Source organism: Niveispirillum sp. KHB5.9 (genome assembly GCF_048066115.1).
Classification (GTDB): Bacteria; Pseudomonadota; Alphaproteobacteria; order Azospirillales; family Azospirillaceae; genus Niveispirillum.
In genome coordinates this window covers 43,939-70,600 of the sequence record NZ_JBLTYX010000025.1, presented here as the reverse complement: position 1 = coordinate 70,600, position 26,662 = coordinate 43,939, and the positions used below count along the sequence as shown (strand labels likewise).

The 26,662-nt window shown below is 63.2% G+C and carries 25 protein-coding genes and 2 pseudogenes; 12 read left to right on the top strand and 15 right to left on the bottom strand.

Features of this window, described 5'->3' with window-relative positions:
- Window positions 1-819 precede the first annotated feature (819 nt).
- Window positions 820-1,092: a hypothetical protein gene (locus ACM9HJ_RS27255; protein ID WP_416574941.1), complete on the top strand. Its 273-nt coding sequence runs from the start codon at window positions 820-822 to the stop codon at window positions 1,090-1,092.
- Window positions 1,029-1,325: pseudogene (locus tag ACM9HJ_RS27250) on the top strand (transposase); the annotation flags it as partial. The gene ACM9HJ_RS27255 and the pseudogene ACM9HJ_RS27250, both read left to right, overlap by 64 nt.
- 219 nt (window positions 1,326-1,544) lie before the next feature.
- Here ACM9HJ_RS27250 and ACM9HJ_RS27245 read toward each other — a convergent pair.
- The 4 genes from ACM9HJ_RS27245 to ACM9HJ_RS27230 form a co-directional block, all read right to left on the bottom strand.
- Entirely contained in the window at window positions 1,545-2,396 is an 852-nt protein-coding gene (locus tag ACM9HJ_RS27245; RefSeq protein ID WP_416574940.1) for an NAD(P)H-binding protein, read from the bottom strand.
- Window positions 2,397-2,415: 19 nt separating this feature from the next.
- A complete protein-coding gene (locus ACM9HJ_RS27240) occupies window positions 2,416-3,456 on the bottom strand; it encodes an aldo/keto reductase (protein WP_416574939.1) in 1,041 nt (346 codons plus the stop codon).
- 100 nt (window positions 3,457-3,556) lie between these two features.
- Window positions 3,557-4,456, bottom strand: coding sequence for a helix-turn-helix domain-containing protein (locus ACM9HJ_RS27235; protein ID WP_416574938.1), 900 nt, complete (start codon window positions 4,454-4,456; stop codon window positions 3,557-3,559).
- A gap of 277 nt (window positions 4,457-4,733) precedes the next feature.
- A complete protein-coding gene (locus ACM9HJ_RS27230) occupies window positions 4,734-5,978 on the bottom strand; it encodes a hypothetical protein (RefSeq protein ID WP_416574937.1) in 1,245 nt (414 codons plus the stop codon).
- A 480-nt stretch (window positions 5,979-6,458) separates the two neighbouring features.
- On the opposite strand from ACM9HJ_RS27230, the gene ACM9HJ_RS27225 reads away from it, so the two are divergent.
- Window positions 6,459-7,940: a methyl-accepting chemotaxis protein gene (locus ACM9HJ_RS27225; protein ID WP_416574936.1), complete on the top strand. Its 1,482-nt coding sequence runs from the start codon at window positions 6,459-6,461 to the stop codon at window positions 7,938-7,940.
- 164 nt (window positions 7,941-8,104) lie between these two features.
- Here ACM9HJ_RS27225 and chrA read toward each other — a convergent pair whose 3' ends face one another.
- The 8 genes and pseudogenes from chrA to ACM9HJ_RS27185 all read right to left on the bottom strand — a co-directional run bounded on the left by chrA (window position 8,105) and on the right by ACM9HJ_RS27185 (window position 14,165).
- Window positions 8,105-9,508: a chromate efflux transporter gene (gene chrA / locus ACM9HJ_RS27220; protein WP_416574946.1), complete on the bottom strand. Its 1,404-nt coding sequence runs from the start codon at window positions 9,506-9,508 to the stop codon at window positions 8,105-8,107.
- Window positions 9,509-9,513: 5 nt separating this feature from the next.
- Window positions 9,514-10,335, bottom strand: a complete 822-nt coding sequence (locus tag ACM9HJ_RS27215; protein WP_416574935.1) for a chromate resistance protein ChrB domain-containing protein — start codon at window positions 10,333-10,335, stop codon at window positions 9,514-9,516.
- Window positions 10,336-10,710: 375 nt separating this feature from the next.
- The gene (locus ACM9HJ_RS27210) at window positions 10,711-10,815 is read right to left on the bottom strand and encodes a hypothetical protein (protein WP_416574945.1); all 105 of its coding nucleotides are present in this window, start codon (window positions 10,813-10,815) and stop codon (window positions 10,711-10,713) included.
- A 92-nt stretch (window positions 10,816-10,907) separates the two neighbouring features.
- Window positions 10,908-11,027: pseudogene (locus tag ACM9HJ_RS27205) on the bottom strand (DUF736 family protein); the annotation flags it as partial.
- Between the two features lie 40 nt (window positions 11,028-11,067).
- Complete coding sequence (locus ACM9HJ_RS27200; protein ID WP_416574934.1) at window positions 11,068-11,199, bottom strand: hypothetical protein; 132 nt, start codon at window positions 11,197-11,199, stop codon at window positions 11,068-11,070.
- A 20-nt stretch (window positions 11,200-11,219) separates the two neighbouring features.
- Window positions 11,220-11,276, bottom strand: a complete 57-nt coding sequence (locus ACM9HJ_RS27195; protein WP_416574944.1) for a hypothetical protein — start codon at window positions 11,274-11,276, stop codon at window positions 11,220-11,222.
- Between the two features lie 55 nt (window positions 11,277-11,331).
- Complete coding sequence (locus ACM9HJ_RS27190; protein WP_416574933.1) at window positions 11,332-11,544, bottom strand: TrbI/VirB10 family protein; 213 nt, start codon at window positions 11,542-11,544, stop codon at window positions 11,332-11,334.
- A gap of 248 nt (window positions 11,545-11,792) precedes the next feature.
- Complete coding sequence (locus tag ACM9HJ_RS27185; RefSeq protein WP_416574932.1) at window positions 11,793-14,165, bottom strand: PAS domain S-box protein; 2,373 nt, start codon at window positions 14,163-14,165, stop codon at window positions 11,793-11,795.
- Window positions 14,166-14,576: 411 nt separating this feature from the next.
- Between ACM9HJ_RS27185 and ACM9HJ_RS27180 the strand changes: the two genes are divergently transcribed.
- From ACM9HJ_RS27180 to ACM9HJ_RS27165, 4 genes are all read left to right on the top strand, one after another.
- The gene (locus ACM9HJ_RS27180; protein ID WP_416574943.1) at window positions 14,577-15,071 is read left to right on the top strand and encodes a ferritin-like domain-containing protein; all 495 of its coding nucleotides are present in this window, start codon (window positions 14,577-14,579) and stop codon (window positions 15,069-15,071) included.
- Window positions 15,072-15,153: 82 nt separating this feature from the next.
- Window positions 15,154-15,774: an isochorismatase family cysteine hydrolase gene (locus ACM9HJ_RS27175; protein WP_416574931.1), complete on the top strand. Its 621-nt coding sequence runs from the start codon at window positions 15,154-15,156 to the stop codon at window positions 15,772-15,774.
- Window positions 15,775-16,315: 541 nt separating this feature from the next.
- Window positions 16,316-16,744 (top strand): DUF6766 family protein, encoded by a 429-nt coding sequence (locus tag ACM9HJ_RS27170; protein ID WP_416574930.1) that lies wholly within the window; start codon window positions 16,316-16,318, stop codon window positions 16,742-16,744.
- A 239-nt stretch (window positions 16,745-16,983) separates the two neighbouring features.
- Window positions 16,984-17,475, top strand: coding sequence for a ferritin-like domain-containing protein (locus ACM9HJ_RS27165; protein WP_416574929.1), 492 nt, complete (start codon window positions 16,984-16,986; stop codon window positions 17,473-17,475).
- On the opposite strand, the gene ACM9HJ_RS27160 is transcribed toward ACM9HJ_RS27165, so the two are convergent.
- A complete protein-coding gene (locus tag ACM9HJ_RS27160; RefSeq protein ID WP_416574928.1) occupies window positions 17,476-18,027 on the bottom strand; it encodes a hypothetical protein in 552 nt (183 codons plus the stop codon).
- Window positions 18,028-18,163: 136 nt separating this feature from the next.
- On the opposite strand from ACM9HJ_RS27160, the gene ACM9HJ_RS27155 reads away from it, so the two are divergent.
- The 5 genes from ACM9HJ_RS27155 (at window position 18,164) to ACM9HJ_RS27135 (ending at window position 23,499) form a co-directional block, all read left to right on the top strand.
- On the top strand, window positions 18,164-19,339 hold the full coding sequence (locus ACM9HJ_RS27155; protein WP_416574927.1) for a zinc-dependent alcohol dehydrogenase: 1,176 nt from the start codon (window positions 18,164-18,166) through the stop codon (window positions 19,337-19,339).
- A 257-nt stretch (window positions 19,340-19,596) separates the two neighbouring features.
- On the top strand, window positions 19,597-20,979 hold the full coding sequence (locus ACM9HJ_RS27150) for a hypothetical protein (protein WP_416574926.1): 1,383 nt from the start codon (window positions 19,597-19,599) through the stop codon (window positions 20,977-20,979).
- A gap of 86 nt (window positions 20,980-21,065) precedes the next feature.
- Complete coding sequence (locus tag ACM9HJ_RS27145; protein WP_416574925.1) at window positions 21,066-21,338, top strand: hypothetical protein; 273 nt, start codon at window positions 21,066-21,068, stop codon at window positions 21,336-21,338.
- Window positions 21,339-21,478: 140 nt separating this feature from the next.
- Window positions 21,479-21,829: a hypothetical protein gene (locus ACM9HJ_RS27140; RefSeq protein ID WP_416574924.1), complete on the top strand. Its 351-nt coding sequence runs from the start codon at window positions 21,479-21,481 to the stop codon at window positions 21,827-21,829.
- Window positions 21,830-21,975: 146 nt separating this feature from the next.
- Window positions 21,976-23,499 carry an FAD-dependent oxidoreductase gene (locus ACM9HJ_RS27135; protein ID WP_416574923.1) on the top strand — a complete coding sequence of 508 codons (1,524 nt, stop codon included), beginning with the start codon at window positions 21,976-21,978 and terminating at the stop codon, window positions 23,497-23,499.
- 245 nt (window positions 23,500-23,744) lie between these two features.
- On the opposite strand, the gene ACM9HJ_RS27130 is transcribed toward ACM9HJ_RS27135, so the two are convergent.
- Complete coding sequence (locus tag ACM9HJ_RS27130) at window positions 23,745-24,644, bottom strand: manganese catalase family protein (protein ID WP_416574922.1); 900 nt, start codon at window positions 24,642-24,644, stop codon at window positions 23,745-23,747.
- Between the two features lie 693 nt (window positions 24,645-25,337).
- The gene (locus ACM9HJ_RS27125) at window positions 25,338-26,363 is read right to left on the bottom strand and encodes a patatin-like phospholipase family protein (protein ID WP_416574921.1); all 1,026 of its coding nucleotides are present in this window, start codon (window positions 26,361-26,363) and stop codon (window positions 25,338-25,340) included.
- Window positions 26,364-26,662: the final 299 nt, after the last annotated feature.

Genomic DNA, 26,662 nt, shown 5'->3' with positions numbered 1-26,662 from the left:
GATCATCGAAACATTCGCAGCGAGATGTGTTTCAAGACGGCGATCAGAAAGGAAAGACTGCTCTTGGGCGGTCAAACTTCTCACCCTTGGACGGCCGGGCCTGCGGCATCCATTTGCCAGTGGCGACCCGTACTTGCGAGAAGGTACCCCTAGCCTCATCGCTAAACAAACGCGATCAAAATGAATCAGCGGTTCTTTCAAGAACTTGATGCAGTTATTGCAAATTTTCAATAATGATTGCACCAATTCCGCAAGCACTACTGCCGGTACCATAAATGATGGCTGATCAGCAAGAAAAACTTCAACAAATGTAGATTATTAACGGTAAGCGGCTGCTCACTCGGCGTCGAACGGGCGGTGGTACCGGCGATGTCGGATATGACTACCAGCGCGCCTACGCGCTGGCACGTCTCACGGACATGGTTCGGCCAGATACTGAACTGATGGTGTGGATGCCCCCTTCACCTGGGGACGGTTGGTTTCCAGATTTTGGTTTCCGACGGGCGTCACACTGGAGGTCATCATGGAGGCGACACATTTGCTGGCGATTGACCTGGGTAAGCGGCATTTCCAGGTCTGTGGGACGGATGCTGGTGGCAAGGTGTTGTTCAACCGACCTTTGTCGCGATCGAAGCTGATAGAGTTTCTGGCAGGACAGCCCCGCTGCATCGTTGCGATGGAGGCCTGTTCCACCAGCCATCATTGGGGCCGCGTCGCCCAGGGGGCAGGGCACGAGGTGCGACTGATCCCGCCGATCTATGTGAAGCCGTCGCCAAGCGGCAGAAGAATGACGCGGCGGATGCCGAGGCCATCGCGGAGGTGGCCCGCCGTCCGAACCTGCATTTCGTGGCGGTGAAGGATGTCGAACATCAGGCGCGGGCGGTCGCCTTTCGCACGCGCCAATGCTTTGTGCGGCAGCGGACCCAACTGATCAACGCCCCGCGCGGCCATCTGGCGGAATTCGGCGTGGTCGCACCGGTCGGAGCCGCCAACATCAAGCAGTTGGAGCAGGTGATTGGTGACGAAAGCTGCGAAGTGCCCGCCATCGTCCGGGAAATGGCCGGCTTCTACCTGGATCAGACAAGGCCCTGACGCTGAGGATCGATGAGCTGGTTCAGCGTCTGCACCTGGCATCGCGGACGGATGCGTTCCTGCGGCGCCTCTGCACCATTCCGGGCATCGGGCCGGTCACCGCAGGGGCGGTTGCGGCCTTTGCGCCGGATCTGCGGACTTTTGCCGACGGCCGGAACTTTTCCGCCTGGCTCGGCCTGGTGCCCAAGCAATTGTCGTCCGGCGGTAAGCCACGGCTCGGCGGCATGAGCCGAATGGGCCAGGACGACATTCGCAAGCTGTTGATCGTCGGCGCCATGAGCCGCATCCGGTGGATATGCCGACGGGGCCCGACGGCGGACAGTTGGCTGGGGCGTCCCGGCCCGTGGCCCGTTCAGGCAGCCGCTCCAGATAGATCAGCGCTCCATAGGAATGATGGCGTCGCCACGCCTATTCATCTACGCCCGATCGCCGTGAAGCTCACAGGCCTGATTTCAAAGGCCGTATATCTGCGACAGGAAAATTGTCGTGTCCGCAGGAGGCTTCCCGATCAGCCGCTCCAGATCGCCTGTGACTTCCGCGAATTCGCCCACGGCCACGGCCTTGCCCCACTGCCATAGAAAGCCGGCGGCTGGTGCCGGCAAGCCATCGGTCAGACGCTCGGCGATGAAACTCTCCCGGTCCACTGTTGCATAGGGCACACCCAACTTCCGAGCCATGTCGGCGAAGGACTGGGCATGGCTGGCGCCAAGTGTATAGATGCGTCCCGCATGCCCATCGCTGGTCAGCACGGCGGCATTGGCCTCCGCGAAATCCCGCCGCGCTCCCAGGGCAGCCGCAGCCGCACCGGCCGGTACCCGGAACCCGTATTCCCGTACCTTCGGCCCCAGGATCAGAGGCAGGGAATCCAGATACAGGGTGTTGCGCATGATGGTCCAGTCCAGGCCGGACTGGCGCAGGGCCGCCTCCGTCGCCATATCCGTTTCCGTCACCATGTCGATGGCAAAGCCGGACCCCTCGCGACGCTGGATGCCGGTATAGACGATGTGGCCCACCCCGGCTGCCTTGGCCGCCGCCACGACATTGCGGTGATGGGTGATCGTGTCGGTGAACATCACCGTCGATACCATCAGCAGCCGGTCGATGCCGGCAAAGGCACGTTCCAGGGAGGCGGGGTCCGCATAGTCGCCCTGGCGCACCTCCACACCCAGCGCCGTCAGGTCCGTGGCCTTGGCCGGGTCTCGGGCCAGCGCCGCCACTTGGTCGGCCGGCACGCGGGTCATCAGGAATTCGATACTCTGCCGACCCAGATGGCCGGTGGCGCCAGTGACAAGCAGTTTACCCATGATGTGAACTCTCTCTTTCTTACCGTACCGTGCGTGCCGGCATGTCAATCAGGTCGGTTTTGCCGGCCGCCAACTGGTTGCGCACGCCGGCATCGGCCAGCATCTCGTGCGGGAAGCCCAGGGGAGTAGCGCTGGCCGTGTCCAGCCGGGCGATCTGTTCCCGCTCCAGGACGATACCCGCCGCCGCCAGATTGTCCGCCGCCTGCTCCGCCGTGCGCGGACCTAGGATGGGAGTGACGCCGCGCGCCATGACCCAGGCGATGGCCGCCTGTCCCGGCGTGACGCCCAGTTCATCGGCCACGGACAGCAGCGCATCGACGGTGCCGGTTTTGCGCGCATCGCTTTCCGCATGGGTCAGCACACCCAGTCCTTCCGCCCGGCCCTTCTCCCCGCGCCGGTACTTGCCGGTCAACAGCCCGCCGCCCAAGGGCGACCAGCCGACGACGCCCAGGCCGAACGCATCGGCCATGGGCAGCAATTCGCGCTCCGCCGTGCGTTCCACCAGACTGTATTCGATCTGCACCGCCACCACCCCGGTCCAGCCGCGCAGGTCGGACAGGGTGGCCGCCGTGGCGACGCGCCAGGCGGGGAAGTCGGACAGGCCGGCATGATGGATCTTGCCGCTGTGCGTCAGGTCGTCCAGGCCGCGCATGATCTCCTCCACGGGCGTCACCCCGTCGGGCATATGCACCCACAGCAGGTCGATATGATCGGTGCCCAGCCGCTTCAGGCTGGCTTCCACCGACCGGACCATGGCTTTGCGGCTGTTGCCGGTGGCCATCAGGCCGCTGTCATGGGCGGCACCCAGCGAGAATTTCGTGGCCAGCACGATCTCGTCGCGCTCGGCTTTGATGAACTCGCCCACCAGGGTTTCGGACTGGCCGAACTGGTAATTGTTGGCCGTGTCGATGAAATTGCCGCCAGCGGCACGATAGGCGTCATAGATGCGGGCGGCCTGGTCGCGGTCGGCACCATAGCCCCAGCCCGTGCCGAAATTGCCGGTGCCCAACGCCAGCGCCGACAGACGCAGGCCGGTCCGGCCGAAGATGCGGTAACGCATGGTCGCTTCCGTGATGATCGGGATTGTCATCATGGAAGGTAGGATTGGCATTTGACCTCGTCTTGAAGGAAGGCGCCATCTTTAGAACGCGGGCGCCGTTCTATAATCGCCGCTGCCGACGATAGGTTGCCGGCGGCACGTCATGGAAGCGTCGGAAGACACGGGTGAAATGGCTCTGGTCTGCAAAGCCGCAAACCGCACTGATCAGGGCTAGCGGCTCGTCCCCTTCCTCCAGCATATGGCGGGCATGTTCCACTCTTTGTTTCAGGCGCCAGCGGTGGGGCGGGGCGCCGAAGCTGACGGCGAAAGCCCGCTCGAAATGCCGGGCCGACAGGCCGCAGGCGGCGGCTACCACCTCCACGGAAATATCGGCGCCAAGGTCGGCCAGCATCATTTCCGTGGCACGACGTTCCTGCCAGGGGGCCAGCCGGCCTGTGCGCCGCGCCTCCGACACGCGCAGGCCGCCGTAGGTGACGGCGAAATGCAGCCGGCAGGCCCCGAAGATGTAATCGGCGAACAGCGCACCGGCCTCATGCGGATGGCTCAGCAGCGGCAGCAGCGCCTGGGCCAAGCCAAAGGCGTGCGGGTCGAAGCTGGTTTCCTGCTCCGCCGGGCAGTCGAAACGGGTGATGCGCCGCCCGCCCAGACTGTCGGTCAACTCGTCCATCGCCGCCTGCGGGATGACCAGCACCAGGGCCTCGAACGGGTCGCGCAGATCGGCCGCCCAGGTGCGGCGCCAGTCGAAGAAGCCCGGCGCACCGGCGGCATGGGCCGGCAGCTCGATCCGCCTGCCATCCATCCAGCCGCCATGGGCGGGCATGGTGATCAGTGGAATGACGAACTGGAAGGCCGGCATCACCGGGTTGGGCCCCAGCGGTTCCTCACCGCCGCCATCGCGCCGGTAATAGGCGGCGGCCATGCCGTGATGCTCGTATCGCCGGGACTGCATCGTCCGGCGTTCGTCAAGCCGTTCGGCGGGAAGGAAGTCGGGGCGCAGCATGGCGGCATTCTACCACGATGCCCGTAGCCGCATAAGCCGCCCGACGCTCCCGGTGCCACCTGGACGCGGCAGTTGGGGGTACGCAATGCTGAGACCCGACCCATTTTGTCGTCGTTGCAGAACCGCAGGTTGGCGGAGATTCTAAAGGGGCGTCTGAAGGATGCCTGAAGGAACGGCCAGGATAGGCCCGCCTGTGGCAGGCAAGGTAATTAACGTTCCGCGCGAGGAGAAAGCCTGTGTCACTTGGGTAATGTGGAGCCACTGCCAAGATTGACGATCAACGCTGGAAATCGGCCAGCGTGCGACGGACGGCATGTTCGGGCACCTCGGTCCAGCCTCCGATCAGGTCACCCGACAGGAAACTGATGCCCGCCTCTTCGCAAAGCGCCTCCATGGCCATATTGTCCACGCCTTCCACAGACGTCAGCAGCCGGTTCTTGGCGGCGATGGCGCCAAAGCGCAGCAGGTCGGCGCGATAGCGGTCGGCCGAGCAACCGGGCGGCAGCAGCACGCAGGCCACCTTCACGCCGGCGGCGGCCAGGGTGGGCAAGTCGTTGCCGCCGGGATCGACCACGGCCATCACGGTGCGCCCATAGGGGCGCAGGGTGCTCACCATCTCGGCCAGGCGACCGATCGGCACGCCCGCCGGCACACCGCAGAGGTGATAGGTCATGAGGCTGCGCATATGCACGGGAATGTCCTGCAGGGCGGCCACCATCTCCCGGCGGCGTGCCAGGACAGCCAGGCTCTCGAAATGGATCGGCACCGACAGGAAGAAGCGGAACCGGTTCTCGTAAAGCTCGGTAGCCTCGCTCACCGCCTCCTGGATCAGATGCAGGTCCATGTCCAGAATCTGCTGCGGGTCTTCCGGGTCCTGCAACCCGTCATAGCCCCAGAGCGGGCAACGGCCCGCCCGCATGCGGCCGGAGCGGGCGATGAAGACCGACAGGACCTGCTGCTTGACGTCCCACACCGGACGGTAGCGCACCTCGATCGGCCCGGCATCCTCGGCGCGCCGGGTCCGGACGCCGGCAGGCCGGTCGAGGCCGGCGCTTGTCTGCTCCGCTTCGTGCGCTTCCTGCGCCAGTTGCCTGGAGGTCTTGTCCAGCATCTGCTTGAGGCTGGTAGGCACCAGCATGACCTCCGACCCGATCTCATGCATGGCGGTGCGCACCATTATGCTGGCGGTATCAGCTTCGCCCAGCAGCATGATCTGCAATTCCTCCACCACCTTGGCGCAGATCAGCCGCGCCTGCTCGGGGCCCAATTGGGCGAACACCACCACATAGGCTTCGCCATCATGGCGGAACCAGGTGTCATGGGGGCAGAGATGGCTTTCCAGCAGCCGTATCGTCAGCATGTGCACCCGGTCGGCCACGGCTCCCCACCGTCCGCCCAGCCGGGCGCGGAGACTTTCCAATCCGATCAAGTGGACGCTGCCCGCCTGGGCGGGATCGCGGCGGGAGAAAATGCGCCGCAGCGCCTCGGCAGCGTTCTGGTCAGCCCGGGGCGGGGCCGGCATCCCGGGTTGCTTGAAGGGGGATACGGGTGCCGTCCGCGGAGGCAGGTTCTCTGTACGTTCGCGAGCAGGCTCGTTGCGCAACGCCGCCAGCATCTTGCCAATGAGCCTGAACATGGAAGCCTCCATCCCCTCTGTGTGGATAGATGGATGCTACATCTGCGCCGTCGGGCACGGGTTTGTCCAAAGGGCTATATGACCCATTGCTCATCTATTCAGGCCAGCCTGCCCATTTCATAGCAACTTCCGGTACCGACGCCGGCCATGGGCCGAACCGGTTCTCTCAGGAACACTGGAAAGGACCGGCCAGCGGAATTTCCAATAGATGGGTCGACTATCCAATAATTTACATATCCACTTGGACACTATGCAGACGGGTATAGAGTCCGGTCTGTCGCGGATTTTGGATTACTCATATTCTCCAAACCATCACCTGGGGCTCGGCATGGCGAGTAAACATATCCAAGTGTGGGGAGGATCAAGATGATGTTCGGATTCCTGAAACAGCATGACGATAGCGAACAGATCCTCGCCGCCCTGGACAAGTCCCAGGCGGTGATCTCGTTCAATCCCGACGGGATGGTCCTGGACGCCAATCAGAATTTCCTGAACGTCATGGGCTATTCCCTGGCGGAAATCCGTGGGCAGCATCACGGCATGTTCGTGGAGCCGGCGGAGCGCAACAGCCCGGACTATGCAGCGTTCTGGCAGGCGTTGCGCCGGGGCGAGTATCAAGCCCGGCAGTTCAAGCGCATCGGCAAGGGTGACAAGACGATCTGGATCGAAGCCTCTTACAATCCCATCCTGGGGTCGAACGGCCAGGTGGTGAAGGTGGTGAAATACGCCACGGACATTACGCGGAAAGCCCTGGACCACGCCAACCTGTCGGGCCAGGTCAGCGCCATCCGGAAATCCCAGGCGGTCATTGAATTCACGCTCGACGGCACGATCCTGTGGGCCAATGACAATTTCCTGAAAACCCTCGGCTACACCCTGGATGAGGTCACAGGCTGCCATCACAGCATGTTCGTGGAGCCGGCGGAGCGCAACAATGCGGACTACGCGGCATTCTGGCAGACGCTGCGCCGGGGCGAGTATCAGGCCCGGCAGTTCAAGCGCATCGGCAAGGGGGGCAGGATCGTCTGGATCGAAGCTTCCTACAATCCCATCCTGGACCCCGGTGGCCAGCCGGTGAAAGTGGTCAAATATGCCACCGACATCACCGCGCAGATGAACACGCTGGCCGATCTGAAGACATTGATCGACCGGAATTTCGGGGAGATCGACCATGCTGTCGATCATTCCACGCAGGAAGCCGCCAGCGCCAGCAGTGCAGCCGAGCAGACATCGGCGGCCGTGCAGATGATGGCATCCAGTGCGGAGGAACTGGCCGCCTCGATCAGCGAAATCTCCAAGAGCATGGACCAGTCGCGTGGCGCCACGGACAGCGCCGCGGAAATCACCAGCCGGGCGGATCAGGCCGCCCAGCGTCTGGACGAGGTTGCCCGGTCGATGGAAGGTGTCGTCGATACCATCCGCGCCATCGCCGGCCAGATCAATCTGCTGGCCTTGAATGCCACCATCGAGGCCGCGCGCGCCGGGGATGCCGGGCGTGGCTTCGCCGTGGTCGCCACAGAGGTGAAGAACCTGGCCAACCAGTCGGCCAACGCAACCCAGAAAATCTCCGGTGAGATCGAAGGAATTCAGGGTCTGTCCAGCGACATGGTCGCAGCCCTCCGGGACATCCGCGCGGCCGTCGGCAGCGTCCGGGAATATGTCTCTACCACCGCAGCGGCCGTCGAGGAACAAAGTGCCGTCACCCGGGACATGTCCTCCAATATGCAGACGACCGCTGCTGCCGTGGAAACCGTCACCCGCAATCTTACCGCGATCAACCAGTCCATCGGCAAGGTCACCGGTGCGGTGTCTACCACAAAGGACGCTGCGCGCGTCCTCGCACGGTAACCACTGCCGGACCCGCACGGTCCAGGCATGATAGGGCTGGCTCAACCACACCTATCGACATCGTCAATGTTCGGCCTGATCGTTAAGGCTGCCAGCTTGCGTACTCGCCTTGTCTGCGAGATCGGCGTATGAGACCCACTTTCGTGTCGGCAGTCCCATGGCTTTCATCCGACGAAGCGGACGAGGTGAAGGGCGACGCCGATCAAGGCACAAGTCGCGAGAAGCTTGGTCATGCCCGCCTTGAACTGGAAGACCGCGACGATGGCGCCGGCGGAAAGGACCAATGCCGCTACATTCAAGCTTTCCCACAGGGGCCAGACGAGTTGAGCGGGTCCGAGAGCCAACGGGCGCAGGTCCCGGAACACGGTATGCAGCGCGAACCAGATTGCCAGATTAAGGATCACGCCCACGACGGCTGCTGTCACGGCTGCCAGTGCGCTGGTTACCGCACGATTGCCACGCAGCACCTCAATCCAGGGCGCCCCCAGGAATATCCAGAGGAAGCAGGGCATGAAGGTAACCCAGGTGGTGAGGATGGCTGCCAGGGTGCCTGCAACAAAGGGATTGAGGGAGCCGGGGTCGCGGAAAGCCCCCATGAAACCCACGAACTCCACCACCATGATCAGCGGACCCGGCGTCGTCTCCGCCATCCCCAGCCCGTCCAGCATCTCCCCCGGTCGCAACCAGCCGAACGTCTCGACCGCCTGCTGCGCGACATAGGCGAGAACGGCATAGGCACCGCCGAAAGTCACTACCGCCATCTGGCTGAAGAAGGTGGCGATCCGGCTGAATGTATTGTCAGGGCCGAGGACCAGCAGCAAGGCCACGACCGGGATCAGCCAGAGGGCCAGGAAAAGGCCGGCCATCCGCAGCGACCAGGATGCTGACGGGCGGGCATGGTCGGGGATATCCTCGCCCAGGACCGTGTCCTTGTCCGCGACGGCGGGACCATGGCCGCCGCCGTGGCCGCCGCCCTGGAAACCCGCAAGTCCATACTGGCCGGCCACCCAGCCGATGATCGCGGCCGACAGGATGATCACCGGAAACGGGACACCGAGGGCGAAGATGGCCACGAAAGCCGCGGCTGCAATGGCCATCATGGCATTGCCGCGCAGCGCGCGGCGACCAACGCGCACCACCGCCTGCAGGACGATGGCCAGGACGGCCGCCTTCAATCCGAAGAACAGGGCGGAGACCCACCCGACCTGGCCATAGGCGGCATAAAACAGGCTCAAGGCCAGGATGGACAAGAAGCCGGGCAGCACGAACAAGCTGCCGGCCATCAGTCCCCCGGCCGTGCGATGCAGCAGCCAGCCGATATAGACGGCCAGTTGCTGTGCCTCCGGTCCCGGCAGCAGCATGCAATAGTTCAGGGCATGCAGGAACCGTTTCTCGCCGATCCAGCGTTTCTCTTCCACCAGGATGCGATGCATCACGGCGATCTGTCCCGCGGGACCGCCGAAACTCAACGCGGCGACACGGACCCAGGCCCACGTCGCCTCGACGAAGGTCGGATAGGCAGGCCGCTCGGGGACCGGCGTGTCGCCTGCCCGGATTGTAATTTCCATGCTCATCACGCCCCCCGCTGTCCCGGCCCCGGCCAATTATGGGTTTCGTCGCCCGCGTCGCGGCACCAGCGGTACAGCGCGTCATAGACCAGCATCGCGGCTTCAACCTGCGCGATGTCGTCGCGGTACATGCGAGACAGGCCCAGGGCCACGGCCAGAAACCCGGCGGCCTGGGGTGCGATATCCAACCGCGCCGTATCGGCGCCGCGGATGATGGTGGCCAGACGCGATAATGCCGGCGAGGCCAGTCCGAACCGCTCGACCATCACATCGAATGTACAAAGCTCGCCCCGGTGGCTCCATTCCACGCCCTCCACATCGAAGGGCGTGGCGGCGAACCGCTCGGCGACACTGCCGATCTCCTGGGCGGAAACGAACAGGAAGACCGCGTCCGGATCCACGAAGCGTCGGATCAGCCAGGGGCATGCGGTGCGGTCAACCTTGGGCCGGGATCTCGTCACCCAACGGCTGCCTTGCTGGTCATGCATCGCCGGAATGACGCCCAAGGGCACCAATGGTCCCCCGGCATCGCGCCAGGCCTCGAACCCGCCTTCCAGGCTTTCCGCCTGAATACCGAGATGCCGGAGATAAGCAGCCGTACCTTGGGCCAGCTTGCCGCCCGCCTGACAGATGACAATGACGCTGCGACCGGCCAGGCTCTTTCCCCAGATGCTCACTTGATCATGGGGCCGGCGCTGGGACGCGGGCAGGATACGCGGGTCCGCCGCGACATCCGCATCGGTGCGGACATCGATCAGAACCGGCCTCTCCGGCAGGCCGATCAGACGGGACAATTGCGTTGTGGATATTTCAGTGTGTGCGGGCATGCCATGCCATCCCTGGTTTGGGGTGTCACGGTATTGGGCATGCCGCCTCACGGGGCTACCGCAAGGCCCCTGTACCACACTAGGTGCACGACGCGCGCAACAGTGTCAACCACTGGACTAGTTTCATCGGTCCAATGAATTTGATTTCCAGGTTGGAATTATTGGTGCCAGGCAGCGCGGTCCATTTCGCGCTGGCCTCCCTCAACCGAAGCGCAGGAGGTTCATGGCCGGCAGCGGGCCGCCGGGAAACTACACCAGCCGGGCGCCGATGATGCAGATGCTGGACAAGGTGATATTCCTTGGTACGGGAGTGGGAAACGGGGGTTGGATCAGTCGATCGGATCGACATAGCGGCCACAACAAGACCTGTGCCAGCTATTGTCGGTGGCGGTTCCATATGAGCTTTGCCAAGGTCCCGTCTTCGTTGGGAAACAGGACGGCGCTGACGGAATCAGCCAGGGCGGAATCGTCGAAGCGCACCCGCAGATAGGAACGCGGCTCTTCCCTGAGGTCCGTGCTTCCCGGGCGTCACCGATGCGGTCGTAGCCGATCAGCACGCGGTAAGCCGGCGCATTCTCCTGATCACGGTTGTCGTTGGGAACCAATCGGACCTTGGCATTGATGGTCAGGGTACGGATGGTTCCAGTCCAGCCGCCATCCTTAGCCAGCTTGAAGTGACCTATGGTGCTCATGGCTCAGTTCTACGTCACGCTGGTAGTGGCGATGTTGTCGTCATTGGCCCTTACGGTGATCCCGGCAGCCGGTGGCTTCCTTGATGGGTGGCAGGTCTTCCTTGCGGGAAATGGCGTAGGCCCGGTCGCTGTCCAGGAAGGCGTCCAACATATAGGGAAACAGGTCTGCCACCGGCTCGTCCGCGCCATAGGTTACCTATAAAGGGCAGCATAAGAAAGCAGCCGTTGGTGCAGATCCGGGTTCAACATGACAGTCAGTTTCACGGGCGTGCGGTCGGGGAGCTTGGGGCAGCTTCAACATGGGTCAGCCTCCTTGATAGGGGGAGAGGATCACGTTCCGCCGGATGATAACGCGCAGGGGCCAGCCGGGCCGGACGGTCAGGGTGGGCTGGATGTCGAGATTGCGTTCGGTCAGGCGTTGGCCGGCGCGGTCGGCGTTCTGCTGCGTGGATTCCCGGACGGCCCGGACCAGGCCGAGTCCACCCGCCAAGCCATCGAGGCGCTCGGGCTGCGCCACGAGGGCAGCCCCAGGGCAAGGGCCTTGTCACCGCCAGCTTCGGCATCGCCACAATAGATCCTACGCCACTGGAAGTGGTCGAAACGCAGATCATGGCGCTGGTTGGCCGCGCAGATGCGACGTTGTACAAGGCGAAGGCCGACGGCCGGAACCGGGTCGCAGCTTCCCATTCCAGCGTCGCCCCTCAGCGTCCCGACCGATCTGGCTTCCTCCCTAATGCAATTCGCTTAACGAAGCTGAAGCGTCTTTCATGGCTGGATGTCGTTCGCACTCAATTGCCTGAGAACCGTGTCGAGGTCTTTCTGCGTATATGGCTTACTCAGTATCGCAATCGCTGGCCCTGTGAGCATCCCGTCGACGCGGTCCCGCCCGGTCGCGAAGACGACTTTCAATGCCGGAATCTTGTCGCGCAGACGCTTAGCCAATACCACGCCGGACATATCGGGAAGGCCCACGTCGGTCAGGAGGATGTCGATCTGATGTTGATCCCCGGTTGACAGGGCGGCATTGCCATTACTTGCCTGGAGAACAACGTGCCCCAGCGACAGGAGCATCTCCACCGTACTTGCAAGGATCAGCGACTCATCCTCGCAGACCAGAACCGTCTGCCGCGGCGATTCCGGCGAACCCACGGCATCCCCCGCCTCGACATCCAGATCCTTCTTGCGCTGGGCCGCGATGGCGAACACGTTGCGCAGCTTCCGGGCCAGCGCCTCCCGCGTGTACGGCTTGCTGATAAGCTCGACATTTTCATCAAGGCGGCCGCCATGGACGATGGCGTTTTCGGTATAGCCGGACGTGAACACCACCTGAAGGTTCGGCAGGCGCTGACGCGCCCGCCTAGCCAGATCGGTGCTCTTGAGCCTGCCCGGCATCACGACGTCGGTGAACAGCAGGTCGATGGGCGCCCCGCTCTCGACGATCGCCATGGCGCTCTCAGCATCCTTGGCACGCAGGACACGATACCCGAGTTCGCTCAGCATCGCCACGACGACCTCCCGGACCTCGTCGTCGTCTTCGGCAACGAGGATCGTCTCGCTGCCGCCGACGACCGCCCCCTCGTCGCCAAACGCGACGGCATCCTCAACCGCAGTGGATCGTGGCAGGTACAGCTTGACGGTGGTGCCGTGGCCCAACTCGCTGTAAATCTTGATGTGGCCGCCGGACTGCTTGACGAACCCGTAGACCATCGATAGGCCGAGGCCTGTACCTTTGCCCTCCGGTTTCGTCGTGAAGAACGGATCGAACACCTTGTCGATGATTTCGGCCGGTATTCCTGAACCGGTGTCGGTGACCGCGAGCATCACATATTGGCCCGCCGTGACCTCGGAATGTGCGCGTGCGTAGTCGGCGTCCAGGAAGGCGTTACCCACCTCGATCGTCAGTTGGCCCCGACCATCCATCGCATCGCGCGCGTTTATCGCCAGATTCAAGAGGGCATTCTCGATGTTCGCGCGGTCGACGAGCGTATTCCACAGTCCGCCGGAGATGATTGTCTCCACCTCGATGGCCTCGCCCAGACTCCGCCGCAGGATTTCGTCCATGCCCCGGATCAGGCGGCCCACATTGACGACCTTGGGTGCCAATGGCTGGCGCCGGCCGAACGCGAGGAGTTGGGATGCCAGCTTGGCACCGCGCTCCACTCCGGACATCGCGTTCTGGATCCGCTGCTCAGCCCTTTCGTTCCCAAAGACATCCCGCGAAAGGAGCTGGAGGTTACCACCGATAACATGCAGAAGGTTGTTGAAATCGTGGGCAATGCCGCCGGTGAGCTGGCCCATCGCCTCCATTTTCTGCGACTGGAACAGCGCCTCGCGGACCTTCTCCAACGCCAACTGCGCCTGCTGCTGATCGGTCACATCCCGGGTGATCTTGGCATAGCCGATGATGCTGCCATCATCGTCACGCATCGCGTCGATGACGACATTCGCCATAAACCGGCTACCGTCCTTCCGGACCCTCCAGCCCTCCCTCTCGTAACGGCCGGCTGTGGCCGCCTGGAGCGCCTTCTCCGGCTCCCGGGCTAGACGGTCCTCCTCGGTATAGAAGCAGGAGAAGTGCCTGCCGATGATTTCATCGGGCTGATAGCCCTTGATGCGCTGGGCTCCAACGTTCCAGCTCGAGACCCGCCCGTCCGGGTCGAGCATGTAGAAGGCATAATCGGTCACGCTTTGGACTAGGAGCCTGAACTGCCTCTCGCTCTGCCTTAGGCTTTCCTCTGCCGCCTTCCGGTCGCTGATGTCGCGGGTCACTTTCGCAAAGCCGACGATCTCCCCGTCAAGACCGTGGATGGGATCAATGACCACATGGGCCCACATCCGCGTGCCGTCCTTGCGGACGCGCCACCCTTCCTGTTCGAACTTGCCCTCTGAGGCTGCCATCCGCAGGGCCCGTTCCGGCAGACCCGCCGCCCTGTCCTCCTCAACGTAGAAGCAGGAGAAATGCCGGCCGATGATCTCGGCGGCCTCATACCCCTTGGAGCGTTGCGCGCCTGCATTCCAGCTCAATATTGTTCCGCGGGAATCAAGCATATAGATCGCATAGTCGACAATTTTCTCGACCAGCAGGCGAAAACTACCCTCTTCGGTATGGATGGGGTCGAGCTGTTGCTTCGTTTCCATCTCGGTTTCCTCAATTCCGATACCGTGTTTTATAGGATGCAAGCCGTCCCTGTCTACTAGACTCCCCTCACGCCGAATCTTCTCGAAACAATCTACTAAGAACGAGCACATATTTGACTTCCAAGAAACTCCAACAACTGGGAGCTGGGACCGGGCGTGGCCTTTCGCATGCGCGGGCGTACCCTCTGAGCCAGATCCATTCGCCCGATGGAAGTGGGCGTGCGGCGCTCTGCGTTAATTGCCACTGAAATGCGGCGAAGTTCCGCCCTGGCGATATCCGGGTCAAGGCAAACAAGTGGCAAGGTCGTTGGAACACGGGCGTTGCCACCAGCGTTATGGAGTCCCGGCCTGACACCCTCGAACGGAATGCTGGCCGGGCCATCCATCAGACTGCAACAGGAGCGCCGTCCCATGCCCAGCCAGCCCAAGGACTTGAACCACCTGTTCCACGAAACGCTGAAGGACATCTACTTCGCGGAAAAACAAATCTTGCGCGCCCTGCCCAAACTGGCCCGCAAGGCCAATTCCCGACAATTGTCCCAGGCCTTCGAGCAACACCGCACGGAGACCGAAGGCCAGATCGAACGGCTGGAGAAGGTATTCGAGATTCTCGGCAAGACGCCACGCGGCAAGACCTGCGACGCCATCATCGGCATCATCGATGAAGGCAAGGAGGTCATGGAGGATTTCGCCGACAGCGAGGCGCTGGATGCCGGCCTGCTGGCATCCGCCCAGGCCGTGGAGCATTACGAGATCAGCCGCTATGGCACGCTGATCTCGTGGGCGGAGCAGTTGGGCCTGGCCGACGCCGTGCCGCTGCTGCAAGAAACCCTGGCGGAGGAGAAGCGCACCGACGTCCTGCTGACCAAGCTGGCGGACGTCAGTGTCAACGCCAAGGCTGCCTGACCGGGAGCCCCAAAGGTTCGTGGCCATGCCGGCGATTGAGCCGGAACGGCCCGAGCGTGGCTGCACGGGAAACCGGTGACGCATGGACGCTGACGACGCCCTGTCCTTCGGTCCATTACCCCGACGCACAGTGCATCTGTGCGTCGATATGCAGCGCCTGTTTGCTGAAGACACGCCATGGCGCACCCCTTGGGTCGAGGGGATACTCCCCCGGGTTGAGGAACTGGCTTCGGCGCGTGCAGCACAGACCGTCTTCACCCGCTTCGTCCCACCCCACAGCCCGGTGGATGCCCATGGCGCCTGGCGGCGCTATTACGAGCACTGGGAGGAGATGACGACACGGCGGCTGGATACCGACCTGCTGGAACTACTGCCGCCGCTCGCCGCCCTGGTCCCGCCGGCACGCGTGGTGGACAAGCGTACCTATTCCCCCTTCGCCGATGGCACGCTGGCCGCTTGGATGCAAGGTCAGGGCGTGGAGGCGCTGGTGATCTCCGGCGCGGAAACCGACGTGTGCGTGCTGGCCACCGTGCTGAGCGCGGTCGACCTCGGGTTCAGGATCATCGTGGCGGAAGACGCGATCTGCGGCTCCGCCGACGAAACCCATGACTCGCTGGTCCGATTCTACCACACTAGGCTTTCCGAGCAGGTGGAGATCGCCCCGGTCGAGGCCATCCTGAAAGGATGGAATGTCGACGGGTGATCCAGCCTCCGCAACCGCCTCCGAGGACGGGCCGATGCCGGGAAAGCCCGTTCCCCCTCCCGATCAATTGGAGGCCGAGATGAAGACGGACAAGGATCGAACCGACATCGACCAAGGCGCCCTTGCCGAACCGCATCAGGTCCCCTCAACGAAGACCCCAGGGTGGGCTTCACTTATGCCCACGCCGACCGGGATCTTGGCTTCCCATCCGGGCAGGCCGGACAATCCCTCAGATGAGACGGTCAAGGAGGCGGTGCAACAGTCTGCCGTCGGCGATAGGGCAAGGACGCTCCCGCCAGGGGTGCCCGCTTGGGCTTCGACGCGATGATGGACGGCAAAGCGGATGTCATCGCCGGTTGGTGGAACAGGTTGCAGACGGCCATGGCCGCCGTCACCCCCATCGAAAGTGCCGGCTGGACGGCGCGCGGACCTGGCCAGACCATGATCCAGGAAAGATTGAAGCGAACGGGGCTCCTGCTGCCGAACCATGCGCCCTCGGAAATGGCGACCGATCCGACATTGGCTTCCTCGGGAGAGCATCATGAAGCGCTACGCCTACGGCTGGATCACACTGGCTTTCTTCCTCATCTCCATCTTCGGCCATTGGACCTTCGGCTGGTTCGCATTCGTGGACGACGCTGTCAGCCATGGCCAGGTGCCGGAAGTCAGCACCTTCGCCCTGCAGATTGGGCGTGAGACGTTCGAGAACTGGCAATCGGAGTTTCTCCAGCTCCTGTGGCAGGTGGGCGGCCTCGCCTATTTCCTCTATGCTGGCTCCCCCTCTTCCAAAGAGAATGATGACCGGATGGAGGCGAAGATCGACACGCTGATCCGCCTCCAGGCCGGCACCAGGGCCGAAGACCTGCTCGCAGAACTGGACGAACGCTATCTACGCCACCACGGCCATGCCAAGCCGGTGGCCCATGGTCAACTGCCCGTTCGGATTGAGCGGGGCTACGAGGCCCGTTGACGGCGACGTCCCGGGAAGCCCAAGCAGCAGGCCGGCGCATTAGCGCAAATCCCGATGGACTGGGCCAGCCCTCCCCTTCAGGGCTCCCCCCCTATTCGCCGCCGGTGCCATAGACGGGCTGGCTGATCTGGTTACCACGCAAAACCGCGGCGGATAAAAGGCCGCGGCAAGGCACAAATGCGGCCACGGGATTGTTATCCCCACGTTCCCCAACTGCAGCTACGGGCAGGAGCTTCGCCATGACGACCCCACGCGAGCATTTAATCGACTGGCTTCGCGACGCCTACGCCATGGAGGTGCAGGCCGAGAAAATGTTGTCCAACACGGCCGACCGGCTGGAGGACTATCCCGCCCTGAAGGCGCGCTTGCAACAGCACGTGGTCGAAACCAGAAACCAGGCCAGCCAGGTGGAGCAGTGCCTGCACCAGCTCAATGCCGACACCTCCATGCTGAAGACCGGGGTAGGCGCCATCACCGGCATCGCCCAGGCCATGTCCGGCATCTTCGCCTCCGACGAGGTTGTGAAGGGTGCGGTGTTCGGAGCGGCCTTCGAATATTTCGAGATCATCAACTACAAGGCCCTGATCACCACTGCCCAGGCCGCGGGCGAGGCCGGCATCGCCGCCGTCCTGGAACGGATACTGGAGGAGGAACTGGCCATGGCGGAATGGATGGAGGACAATCTGCCTGCCGTCCTTCGACAGTATCTGGCGACCGGCGAGAAACGCTGATCAGGGCCGCCGTGCCCGGCGGACCCGCATCCCGCGCCGCAGTTCCTCAAGATAAGGCAGCAGTTCCACCAGGAAGGCCGCGGCCAGAACCGTCACGAGATAGGCGGCGGAAAGCGGGCGATCCTTCCAGGAAAGGCTGAAATCGGCTTCCGCCGGCCCAAATCCGAACAGGGCCAGGAACTGGTCCCAGTGGCCGGGCAGAACCAGCAGGATGGCCATCAGCGGCACCATCTCCAGGAAGCTGTGGACATGCTGTTCCAGCGGCGTGACGACGCGGCGGCTGACGGCGTAGCTGACATCCCACAGTGCTGTCGCCTCGTGCAGCAGGAACGCCGCTATCATCGTGAGGATAACTAGCGCGTTGATGTCCAGGAACAGGCAGGCCAGCAACGGCACCGCCACCTCCGCGTACATCAACAGATGAAGCAGGCTCTCCTTGGGTCCGGCCGTATGCTCGATGTCGGTGGCGCGATGGCAGAGCCAGTCGGCGAAGCCGGCGAGGAACCAGACCGGCACCACGAAATAGAGCAACAGCAAAGTCGTGGGTTCCATGGGCGGCCTCCATTCCTACGCCACGGGTGAAGACACCCACGGCATGCAATTCCACAAGCCGACAACGCAGCGGGCTGGTGCATGTTTCCAGGCATTTGCGCGATGCGGTCCGATTAATCCCATTTGGAGAAAGATCATGAAGGCCCTGTGCTGGCACGGCAAAGGCGACGTCCGATACGACACCGTCCCCGACCCACGCATCGAATATCCGACCGACGTCATCCTGAAGGTGACGAGTTGCGCCATCTGCGGCTCCGACCTCCATCTCTTCGACGGCTATATGCCGGAGATGGAAAGCGGCGACATCCTGGGCCACGAGACCATGGGGGAGGTGGTGGAGGTCGGCTCCGGCGTCACCAGCCTCAAGGTGGGCGACCGCGTCGTCATTCCCTTCAACATCTCCTGCGGCGACTGCTTCTTCTGCCGCAAGGGCATGTTCTCGCTCTGCGACCGCTCCAATCCCGACGCCGAGAAGGCGGCCAAGGCCATGGGCCATGCGCCGGCCGGCCTGTTCGGCTATTCGCACCTGACCGGCGGCTATGCCGGCGGGCAGGCCGAGTATATACGCGTCCCCTTCGCCGATGTCGGCGCGCTGAAGGTGCCGGACGGGTTGCCGGACGAGCAGGCCCTGTTCCTGTCGGATATCTTTCCCACCGGCTACATGGCGGCGGAGAATGCGGAGATCGAGCCGGGCGACACCGTGGCCGTCTGGGGCTGCGGCCCCGTCGGGCAGTTCGCCATCCAATGCGCCTGGATGCTGGGTGCCGGCCGCGTCATTGCCATCGACGGTGTGCCGGAACGTCTCGCCATGGCGTCGGCCGTCGGCAGGGCGGAAACCATCAATTTCGACGATGACGGCAGCGTCTATGACCGGCTGATGGAGATGACGAACGGCCGCGGCCCCGACCGCTGCATCGAGGCGGTTGGTACGGAATCCCATGTCGGCGGTTCCTTCGACGCGGTGATGGACAAGGCCAAGACCCTGTTGATGCTCGGCACCGACCGGCCGCATGCCTTGCGTGAAGCCCTCTATTGCTGTCGCAAGGGCGGCACCGTCTCCGTCCCCGGCGTCTATGTCGGCATGCTGGACAACATCCCCTTCGGGGCGGTGATGAACAAGGGCCTGACCATCCGCACGGGCCAAACCCATACCCACCGCTACATGAAGCCGCTGCTGGCCAAGATCATGGACGGGGAGATCGATCCGTCCTTCGTCATTACCCACCGGGTCGGGCTGGACCAGGGACCGGAAATGTACAGCACCTTCCGCGACAAGAAGGATGGCTGCATCAAGGTGGTGATGAAGCCTTGAAAGTCTCGCAATGGGATCGGGCGACAACGTCAAGTCACCGATACACGGTATTCATCAAATCGAACTCTCGGTACTTCGTGAAATGAGTCTAAAATAGAACGAAAATCAGGGGATGTTCGAAATAACAAACCAAAGATGTTAAAATCAATCGTGAATGTAACCACTTCAACATCTGGCATTTTGTTGTGTTTTTTTGGAACCATCCTGGCGGATTTGTGTTCTTTTCATGTGACCGCCAGACAGGAGCATGTCGCGTCATGGATCCCAAGAAGCCGACCAAAGGCACCGCAGCAGCGGCGCCGACCGAAGATGCTGCGTCCAAGGAAGATGTATCTCAAAAGGAAACACCCCCTCCCGATCCCCTTGAACAGATGCGCAGTGACCAGCAAGTCCTGATCACCGCGCTTGGGGAAGGGTCGGATGCATCACAAGCCCTCGACCGCTGCCTTTCCCATCTTGATATGATCGATCGCCTTATCCTCCCCGCTCTGGAAAAGGCCGGCGTGCCGGAGCCGGAGTTGCGGCGGACGATGGTCTGGCACGATCTGGCCAGGGTTCTGCTGGCCGATCTGCGCATGGGCCAGCAGGACGGTGAAGATCGGAAAGCCGAGCAGGCTGTCCTGACCCAGTTGATGACCGCGCTCGGCAGACAGGAGGCGGCGGCCGACAGCGGCATCTTCGCCCTCGCCGCCACCGCAAAGGCCGACCTCGCCGAGATCGCCCCGAAGATCAAGGCGCGCAAGGACGCGCCCCAGGAACAGGCGGAGACACTGCAACCACGAACGCCGGCGCTGAACATTCTCCGCCTCGACATGTTCGGCCGGCAGTACGAAATCCCCTCGGAGGATTATCCCATGGCACGAAACCAGAATGACCGCCCCCGCGACGATGACGGCCGCTTCACCAGCGGGTCATCCGGCGGTCGGTCCAGCGGCCGGTACGACCGCGATGATGATCGCAGCTCCGGCAGCGGCTGGCACGGCGATCCCCGCGGCCATGCCGAGGCATCCCGCCTGGGCTGGGAACACCGGGACGACCGGTCCCACGGCGGTGGCCGTGACGACGACGGCCGTCGCTATGGCCGCGGCAATGGCGGCAGCGACCGCTCTCGCGACGACCAGGGCCGCTTCGCGTCCGATGATGATCGTCGCGGTTCGCGCAGCAGCCGTTACGAGGATGATGACGATCGCCGTTACAGCAGCCGCGGCCGGGACGACGATGACGATCGCGGCCGCGGCTGGTACGGCGACCCGCGCGGCCATGCCGAGGCGTCCCGCCTCGGCTGGGAGCATCGCCGCGACAATGACGATGATGACCGCGGCTACAGCAGCCGGGGCCGCTCCTCGGGCAACGACCGCTCCCGCGACGACCAGGGCCGGTTTACGTCGGATGACGACGACCGCGGCTACAGCAGCCGTGGCCGTTCGTCGGGCAATGACCGCCCCCGCGATGATCAGGGTCGCTTCGCATCAGACGATGGCCGCCGTGGATCGCGCAGCAGCCGTGATGATGACGACCGTCGCTATAGCAGCCGCGGCCGCGACGATGACGACGATGACCGCCGCGGCCATGGCGGCTGGTTCGGCGACCCCCGTGGCCATGCCGAAGCGTCCCGCCGCGGGTGGGAGAACCGCCGCTGATCAAGACGATCGGTTCAGGAGAGCCGCCGCCCTGCGGCGGCTCTCCCGCTTTCCAAGCCCGCAGCCCGCATGCGGCCAGGGAGCCCATGATGACCAATCTGAACGACACCCATACCGAGCAGTCCGATCTCACAGGCCAGCGTGCCGGAAAGGGGATCAAGGTGTCGCTGGTGGAGCCGGGCTTCACGGGCGCCGACCTGCACTATCCCGACCTGCCGGCCGAAAAGCAGCGAAACCTGATCAACGAGGAGAAGATGCTGCGGGCGGAGGATATCGCCGTCGGTGTGCATTACCTGCTCACCCAGCCCAGCCGTGTCGTGGTCCAGCAACTGACCATTGTTCCCCGCCGGGAGGAATGAGGAGGTGCATCATGGCCGGCCACCGCTAGCGGGACCGCCGCATCTGGTCATCGAGGGCCGATCCGACAGCATGCAACATGCAATGACCCATGTGATGCAGGGAGGCTGTGCTGGCCGATCTCGATAGATCCCGAACCAGGATGTCCCGACCGCCGAACGATGGCCGGACCCCGGCAGAGCGTTCCACACCCACGTCGGATGAACCGGCCACGACCATCGACAGACACCGCATCGATATCGATCGCGGCGTCACGGGCGATAAGGTTCCCTTCCCCGATCCCGCCGCCGCTCCGCTGGGCACGGACGAAGAGGCCGGCGGCAGCCCCGCCTCGGCCGGTCCACCGGCCCCGGCATTGTCGGAGCCGGCACCCGGCGATGCGGACGCCAAGACCATGTCGGGCGAACCGCGTGATCGTTCCCACCGCAGTTGGATGCCCCACGGTCTGTTGTTGCTGGGCGTGGCGGCTTTGCTGGTGGCGATCCTGGGCTGACGGCCGGAAAATGACAGCCAAGGAGCAATCCCATGCCCGGTAACGGTCAAACCCTTTCCCCGTGGATGACACCGGACACCGCTGCGGCGCCCAGCCAGGCGCGGATGCCGCATCCTGGGGAACCACCCACCCCATCCGACCTCGACATGGATTCCGCCGTCGCCTTCGAGCCCTACATGATGGCCCGCAACGAGGAGGCACGCGTGGCCGACATCGTGGTGGTGGGTGCGGGTATCGCCGGACTGACCACCGCCTACCTGTTGCAAAAGGAAGGACGCGAGGTCCTGGTTGTCGACAAGGACCGCCCCGGCGGCTGCGGGGAGAGTGCCAGGACCACGGCCCATCTTTCCAACGTCATCGATGACGGCCTCGCCTTCCTGGAAGAGCAGGTCGGCCTGGACAAAGCGCGCCTCGCGGTGGCGAGCCACGCGGCTGCCATCGAGAGGATCGAACGCATCGTTGCAGAGGAAGGGATCGATTGCGACTTCCGCCGCCTGGACGGCTGGTTGATCCCTTATACAGATGCCGACGCCACCTATATCGAGGATGAATTGGCGGCCGCCCACCGGCTGGGCCTGTCCGGGGCCGAGCTGTGTGAAGACGCGGCCATGCCTAACCACCGCATCGGGCCGGCCATCCGCTTCCCGCAGCAGGGACAGTTCCATCCCGGCAAATATCTGGCGGCACTGGCCCTCCTCATCACCGACCGCGGCGGTCTGATCGTCCACGGCCAGCGGGTCATCGGGGTGGAGGGTGGTGAATATGCCCTCATCAGCCTTGGCGATGGGCGTTCGTTGAAAAGCCGGGCCTGCGTGCTGGCGACCAACAGTCCGATTGTCGATAAATATGCCATCCATGCCAAGCAGGCGCCCTATCGCACCTATGCCGTGGCGTTGGCCATCCCGGTCGGGGCAGTGGAACCGGCGCTCTGGTGGGATACCGCAGATCCCTGTCATTATGTGCGCATGCAGCCGGCGACCCATCCGGGCGAACCGGACCTGCTGATCGTGGGTGGCGAAGACCACAAGACAGGCGAAGCCGAAGACATGGCCACCCGTTTCACAAGGTTGGAGGAGTTGGCGCGGCGACTGTTTCCCATGGCGGGCGAGTGCCGCTACCGCTGGTCGGGCCAGGTGCTTGAACCTTTCGACGGGCTTGGCTTCATCGGGCGCGATCCCGCCAATACCGCCAACATCGTCATCGCCACGGGCGACAGCGGCATGGGCATGACCCATGGCACCATCGCCGGCATGCTGCTGACCGATCTGGTGCAAGGCCGGGCCAATCCCTGGACGGACCTGTACGACCCATCCCGCAAGCCGCTTCGGAACCTGAAGCGCGCCCTGTCTGAAAATATCGATGTCGCGCGCCAGTTGATCGGCGGCGCCCTTGGAAGCGACGCTGCCTCGCTGGCCGCCTTCCCGCCCGGATCGGGTGCCGTGGTGCGGCTGGATGGAACGCACGTCGCCGCCTATGTGGACGTGTCCGCCACCTGTACCCATCTCGGTTGCACCGTGCGCTGGAACCCGCTGGAAAACAGTTGGGACTGCCCGTGCCATGGCAGCCGCTTCGCCATCGACGGGTCGGTACTGGCCGGTCCTGCAACCGCCCCTCTGAAACCGGTCAGCGGGAACGCAGCCCCACTCCGCAACATAGGACGACGCTCATGAACGCAACGCACGAAGTCGACTGGGCGTACCTTTTCGACCTAATCGGGCTGCCGGTCCTTTTCGCAGCCGTCATGGTCTATGTCTACATCTATACCCGCCGGCGCTGGAAACGCCAGTTGCCCAGGAAGAAGCAACCATCTTACTCAACTCCCCCGCGGCGGCTTGGCCCGCCGGATTGAAGCCTTGTCGGCAGGCAAAAGCCCCGTCGCGCAGGAAGCACGCCGGGGCTGCTTGGCCATTCGGCATCAGGACAAAGGTGCTTTCCCGACATCCCCTTCTGTACCACTGCCCAGTTCCGCCCCGGTCAACGGGTCGATGTCCGGCCGTGAAGCCGTACGCCGCAGCATCTTATTCAGCACACGGGTGTCGGACGCCGCCAGCTTCACCGTGGCGCTGCCGTCACCGCCGTCGACGGCGGCCATTTCCGCGGGCTCGTCGATGAATTCCCAGGCGTCGCCCTGGTTCCAGGGACCGCGGGTATCCCCCTCCCCCTGGCTGGAATTGAAGTATTTGTCAGTGAACACCGGGTTACCCGGCAACTTGCCGGGCGGGAAATTGCCCTCGATGGCATAGAGCGCCTTCTCGAAGGATTTCTGGTGCGCGATCTCGCGCGTCATCAGGAAGGTCAGCGCATCCTTCACGCCGGTATCATCGGTCACGTTGATCAGACGTTCATAGATGATCTTGGCCCGGCTTTCGGCGGCAATGTTGGAGCGCAGATCGCAGGTGGGGTCACCCCGGCTGTCTACATAGGCGGCGGTCCATGGCACGCCTGCGGAATTGACCAGTGCGGGGCCGGCGCCGTAGAGGAGGGAGAGCGTGTGGCTCTCGCCGCCGGCGGTCAGGCTGGTCAGCAGCCCGGAACCGGCATCCACTCCTTCGGCCAGCCGGCCGCGAGCACCCTTGCCGAGCATGGCGATGATCGACCCGATCACCTCCAGATGGCTCAGTTCCTCAGTGGCGATGTCGATCAGCATGTCCTTGCGGCCGGGATCCTCGTCCGCCAGTCCTTGGGTGAAATAGCGCATCGCCGCCGCCAGTTCCCCGTCCGGTCCGCCGAACTGTTCCAGCATCAGGCTTGCCAGCATGGGGTCCGGCGCTTCGACGCGCACCGTGTACATCAGCCGCTTGTTGTGCATGAACATGGATCTATCCTTCATGGAAGAGACGCCGACCAGGAAACGCCGGCATATGATCCCAACAGGAAGCAGGAGAGATCGTTCCAGTGAAAATGAATCTCAAATCCATGATTACAAAATGACAGTTATTAAAATTGCCGTGCAAATCGACATATTCAGATCAATCGAAAGCCATATGCCTAAAAGGCATCAGATAATACTAACATCTTTTCTTGCCATTTTCATCAATTATTCTACTATACATTGCCAATCCATGGCGCTAACCAATTCTTTGCAACGGAACCATTTGCACTTCTCTCGTTTGCACGGAGTAAGAAGCCGCGAGAGCAGTTGCGATGAGAAGGTTCAGACCCGCAGGGTCTGATGGCCCTGCCCCTGAACTGCTGGACGAAACGATGCAGGCAGTGGCACCGCCGGGCGGCGGCCCAGCTGGTCCCAGGTCGCGACAGCCTTTGGGTCCTCCTGCGGTGGGAGGGTAAGGGCGGACTGACCATCGGACCGTTCCGTTGCTTGGCGGTTGTCGGTCAATCCGGTAAAAGCCGGTGGATGGGGATGGGCTTTCCGCCTGGATACGCTGCTGGGTATTCAGGAACGACGCGGACGGACCACTTCCCATCCTCACACCATTTCGGCCGTTCAGTTTCTGCGCCTTCGAGCGTTACCAACATGATTAGGGCGCTGGACCCGCAGTCGGGTGCTTTACGAAGACGCGGCGTCACGGACCGGCCCGATATAGGTGAAACGGTCCTGCCGCGCCTGTCCCCGCCATCGCGCCAGCGCCGCGCGCATGTCGGAAAGGCCCGACCGCCAGCGCTCCGCCAGGACGGGGCCGGCGAAGTTCAGTGCCTTGCCATGTCTTTCATCAGGCGCGGCCCGGTGGACGACATGAAGCATGTCGATTTTCCCAGGCAAGCCCAACTGGCCGCGCAGGGCATGTTCGCGGCGCAGTGCCTCGACGGTCCGCTGGGTCTGCCCGGCGCAGAGCAGGTCGAGCCCGCGATCCAGGGTTCCCGGCAGGTCGATCGGCCTGCGGCCTTGGATCGTGAAGAGTTCGCTGGCGATGCAGGTCACCTCCCGCTCCGCCATCTCAGTCAGCCCGACATCGAGCGGCATGTTGTTCCGGTAGACAAGGTCACCGAGCAATCGCCCGTCGATTTCGACCGGCGGGAACAAGGGCATGACGCCGGTGCTGGCCAGGAGATGGCGTGCCGTTATCCGGTCGCGGGAACTGTCAAAATAGACCTCCTCTCCGGTTTCGATATCGAGGCAGCCGATGGTCAGCCGCACCTCCCCACCGTTCAGCCGTTCGAAATCGACAAACCGGTGCAGCGTCGCTTCCATGGGATGGTGATCCAGCATCGCGACGTCGTCGGGCATCCCCGGCAATAGCGAAAGCGGTCCGGGAAAACGGCTGCCGAATAGTCCCGGCCGGCCCAGCAACAATGCCTGGAGGAGGTGGGCGCCGTTGTATCGCTCGGGATCGATCCATGGCGGCGGCGGCGGGCTGTCGATGCACGCCAAGCGCCAGTAGCGCCGCAATGCATTCAGGCGTTCCTCCGGCGGGTTGCCGGCGATGATGGCGCCGGTCACCGCGCCGATAGAGGCACCGATGATCCAATCCGGCTGCACACCTGCTTCGCACAACGCATCATAGACGCCGCCATGATAGGCCCCCAGCGCGTTTCCGCCACTGAAGGAAAATATTATCGGCGACTCCTGGCTCATTTCGCACACCATCTTCAATGATATGTGAGAAAACACGTGAATCCAACAATTGTTTCAAAATGAAAATCCAGGCAATTGCAAAATGAAAAGTCGAACTATCTAAGCATTATCCAAACAAGCATTTTACAATTCTGCGAATGCACCCTTGTGGGATACCCATCGCACCTTTGGAACCGCATCCCCCGCACCTCGTTGAACCACAATGCCGGTGCGCACGGACAGCGTCGCCCCGGCTGTCCACGCCACCGGAAAGGGGTGCGCCGATGCAGCGCATCCCCCACCCCACCGTCGGGCGCCGA

Coding starts and splice junctions, on each gene's coding strand:
- ACM9HJ_RS27245 (WP_416574940.1), bottom strand. CDS start 2,396: ATGGGTAAACTGCTTGTCACTGGCGCCACCGGCCATCTGGGTCGGCAG.
- ACM9HJ_RS27240 (WP_416574939.1), bottom strand. CDS start 3,456: ATGCGTTACCGCATCTTCGGCCGGACCGGCCTGCGTCTGTCGGCGCTG.
- ACM9HJ_RS27235 (WP_416574938.1), bottom strand. CDS start 4,456: ATGCTGCGCCCCGACTTCCTTCCCGCCGAACGGCTTGACGAACGCCGG.
- ACM9HJ_RS27230 (WP_416574937.1), bottom strand. CDS start 5,978: ATGCCGGCCCCGCCCCGGGCTGACCAGAACGCTGCCGAGGCGCTGCGG.
- ACM9HJ_RS27225 (WP_416574936.1), top strand. CDS start 6,459: ATGATGTTCGGATTCCTGAAACAGCATGACGATAGCGAACAGATCCTC.
- chrA (WP_416574946.1), bottom strand. CDS start 9,508: ATGGAAATTACAATCCGGGCAGGCGACACGCCGGTCCCCGAGCGGCCT.
- ACM9HJ_RS27215 (WP_416574935.1), bottom strand. CDS start 10,335: ATGCCCGCACACACTGAAATATCCACAACGCAATTGTCCCGTCTGATC.
- ACM9HJ_RS27185 (WP_416574932.1), bottom strand. CDS start 14,165: ATGGAAACGAAGCAACAGCTCGACCCCATCCATACCGAAGAGGGTAGT.
- ACM9HJ_RS27180 (WP_416574943.1), top strand. CDS start 14,577: ATGCCCAGCCAGCCCAAGGACTTGAACCACCTGTTCCACGAAACGCTG.
- ACM9HJ_RS27175 (WP_416574931.1), top strand. CDS start 15,154: ATGGACGCTGACGACGCCCTGTCCTTCGGTCCATTACCCCGACGCACA.
- ACM9HJ_RS27170 (WP_416574930.1), top strand. CDS start 16,316: ATGAAGCGCTACGCCTACGGCTGGATCACACTGGCTTTCTTCCTCATC.
- ACM9HJ_RS27165 (WP_416574929.1), top strand. CDS start 16,984: ATGACGACCCCACGCGAGCATTTAATCGACTGGCTTCGCGACGCCTAC.
- ACM9HJ_RS27160 (WP_416574928.1), bottom strand. CDS start 18,027: ATGGAACCCACGACTTTGCTGTTGCTCTATTTCGTGGTGCCGGTCTGG.
- ACM9HJ_RS27155 (WP_416574927.1), top strand. CDS start 18,164: ATGAAGGCCCTGTGCTGGCACGGCAAAGGCGACGTCCGATACGACACC.
- ACM9HJ_RS27150 (WP_416574926.1), top strand. CDS start 19,597: ATGGATCCCAAGAAGCCGACCAAAGGCACCGCAGCAGCGGCGCCGACC.
- ACM9HJ_RS27145 (WP_416574925.1), top strand. CDS start 21,066: ATGATGACCAATCTGAACGACACCCATACCGAGCAGTCCGATCTCACA.
- ACM9HJ_RS27140 (WP_416574924.1), top strand. CDS start 21,479: ATGTCCCGACCGCCGAACGATGGCCGGACCCCGGCAGAGCGTTCCACA.
- ACM9HJ_RS27135 (WP_416574923.1), top strand. CDS start 21,976: ATGGATTCCGCCGTCGCCTTCGAGCCCTACATGATGGCCCGCAACGAG.
- ACM9HJ_RS27130 (WP_416574922.1), bottom strand. CDS start 24,644: ATGTTCATGCACAACAAGCGGCTGATGTACACGGTGCGCGTCGAAGCG.
- ACM9HJ_RS27125 (WP_416574921.1), bottom strand. CDS start 26,363: ATGAGCCAGGAGTCGCCGATAATATTTTCCTTCAGTGGCGGAAACGCG.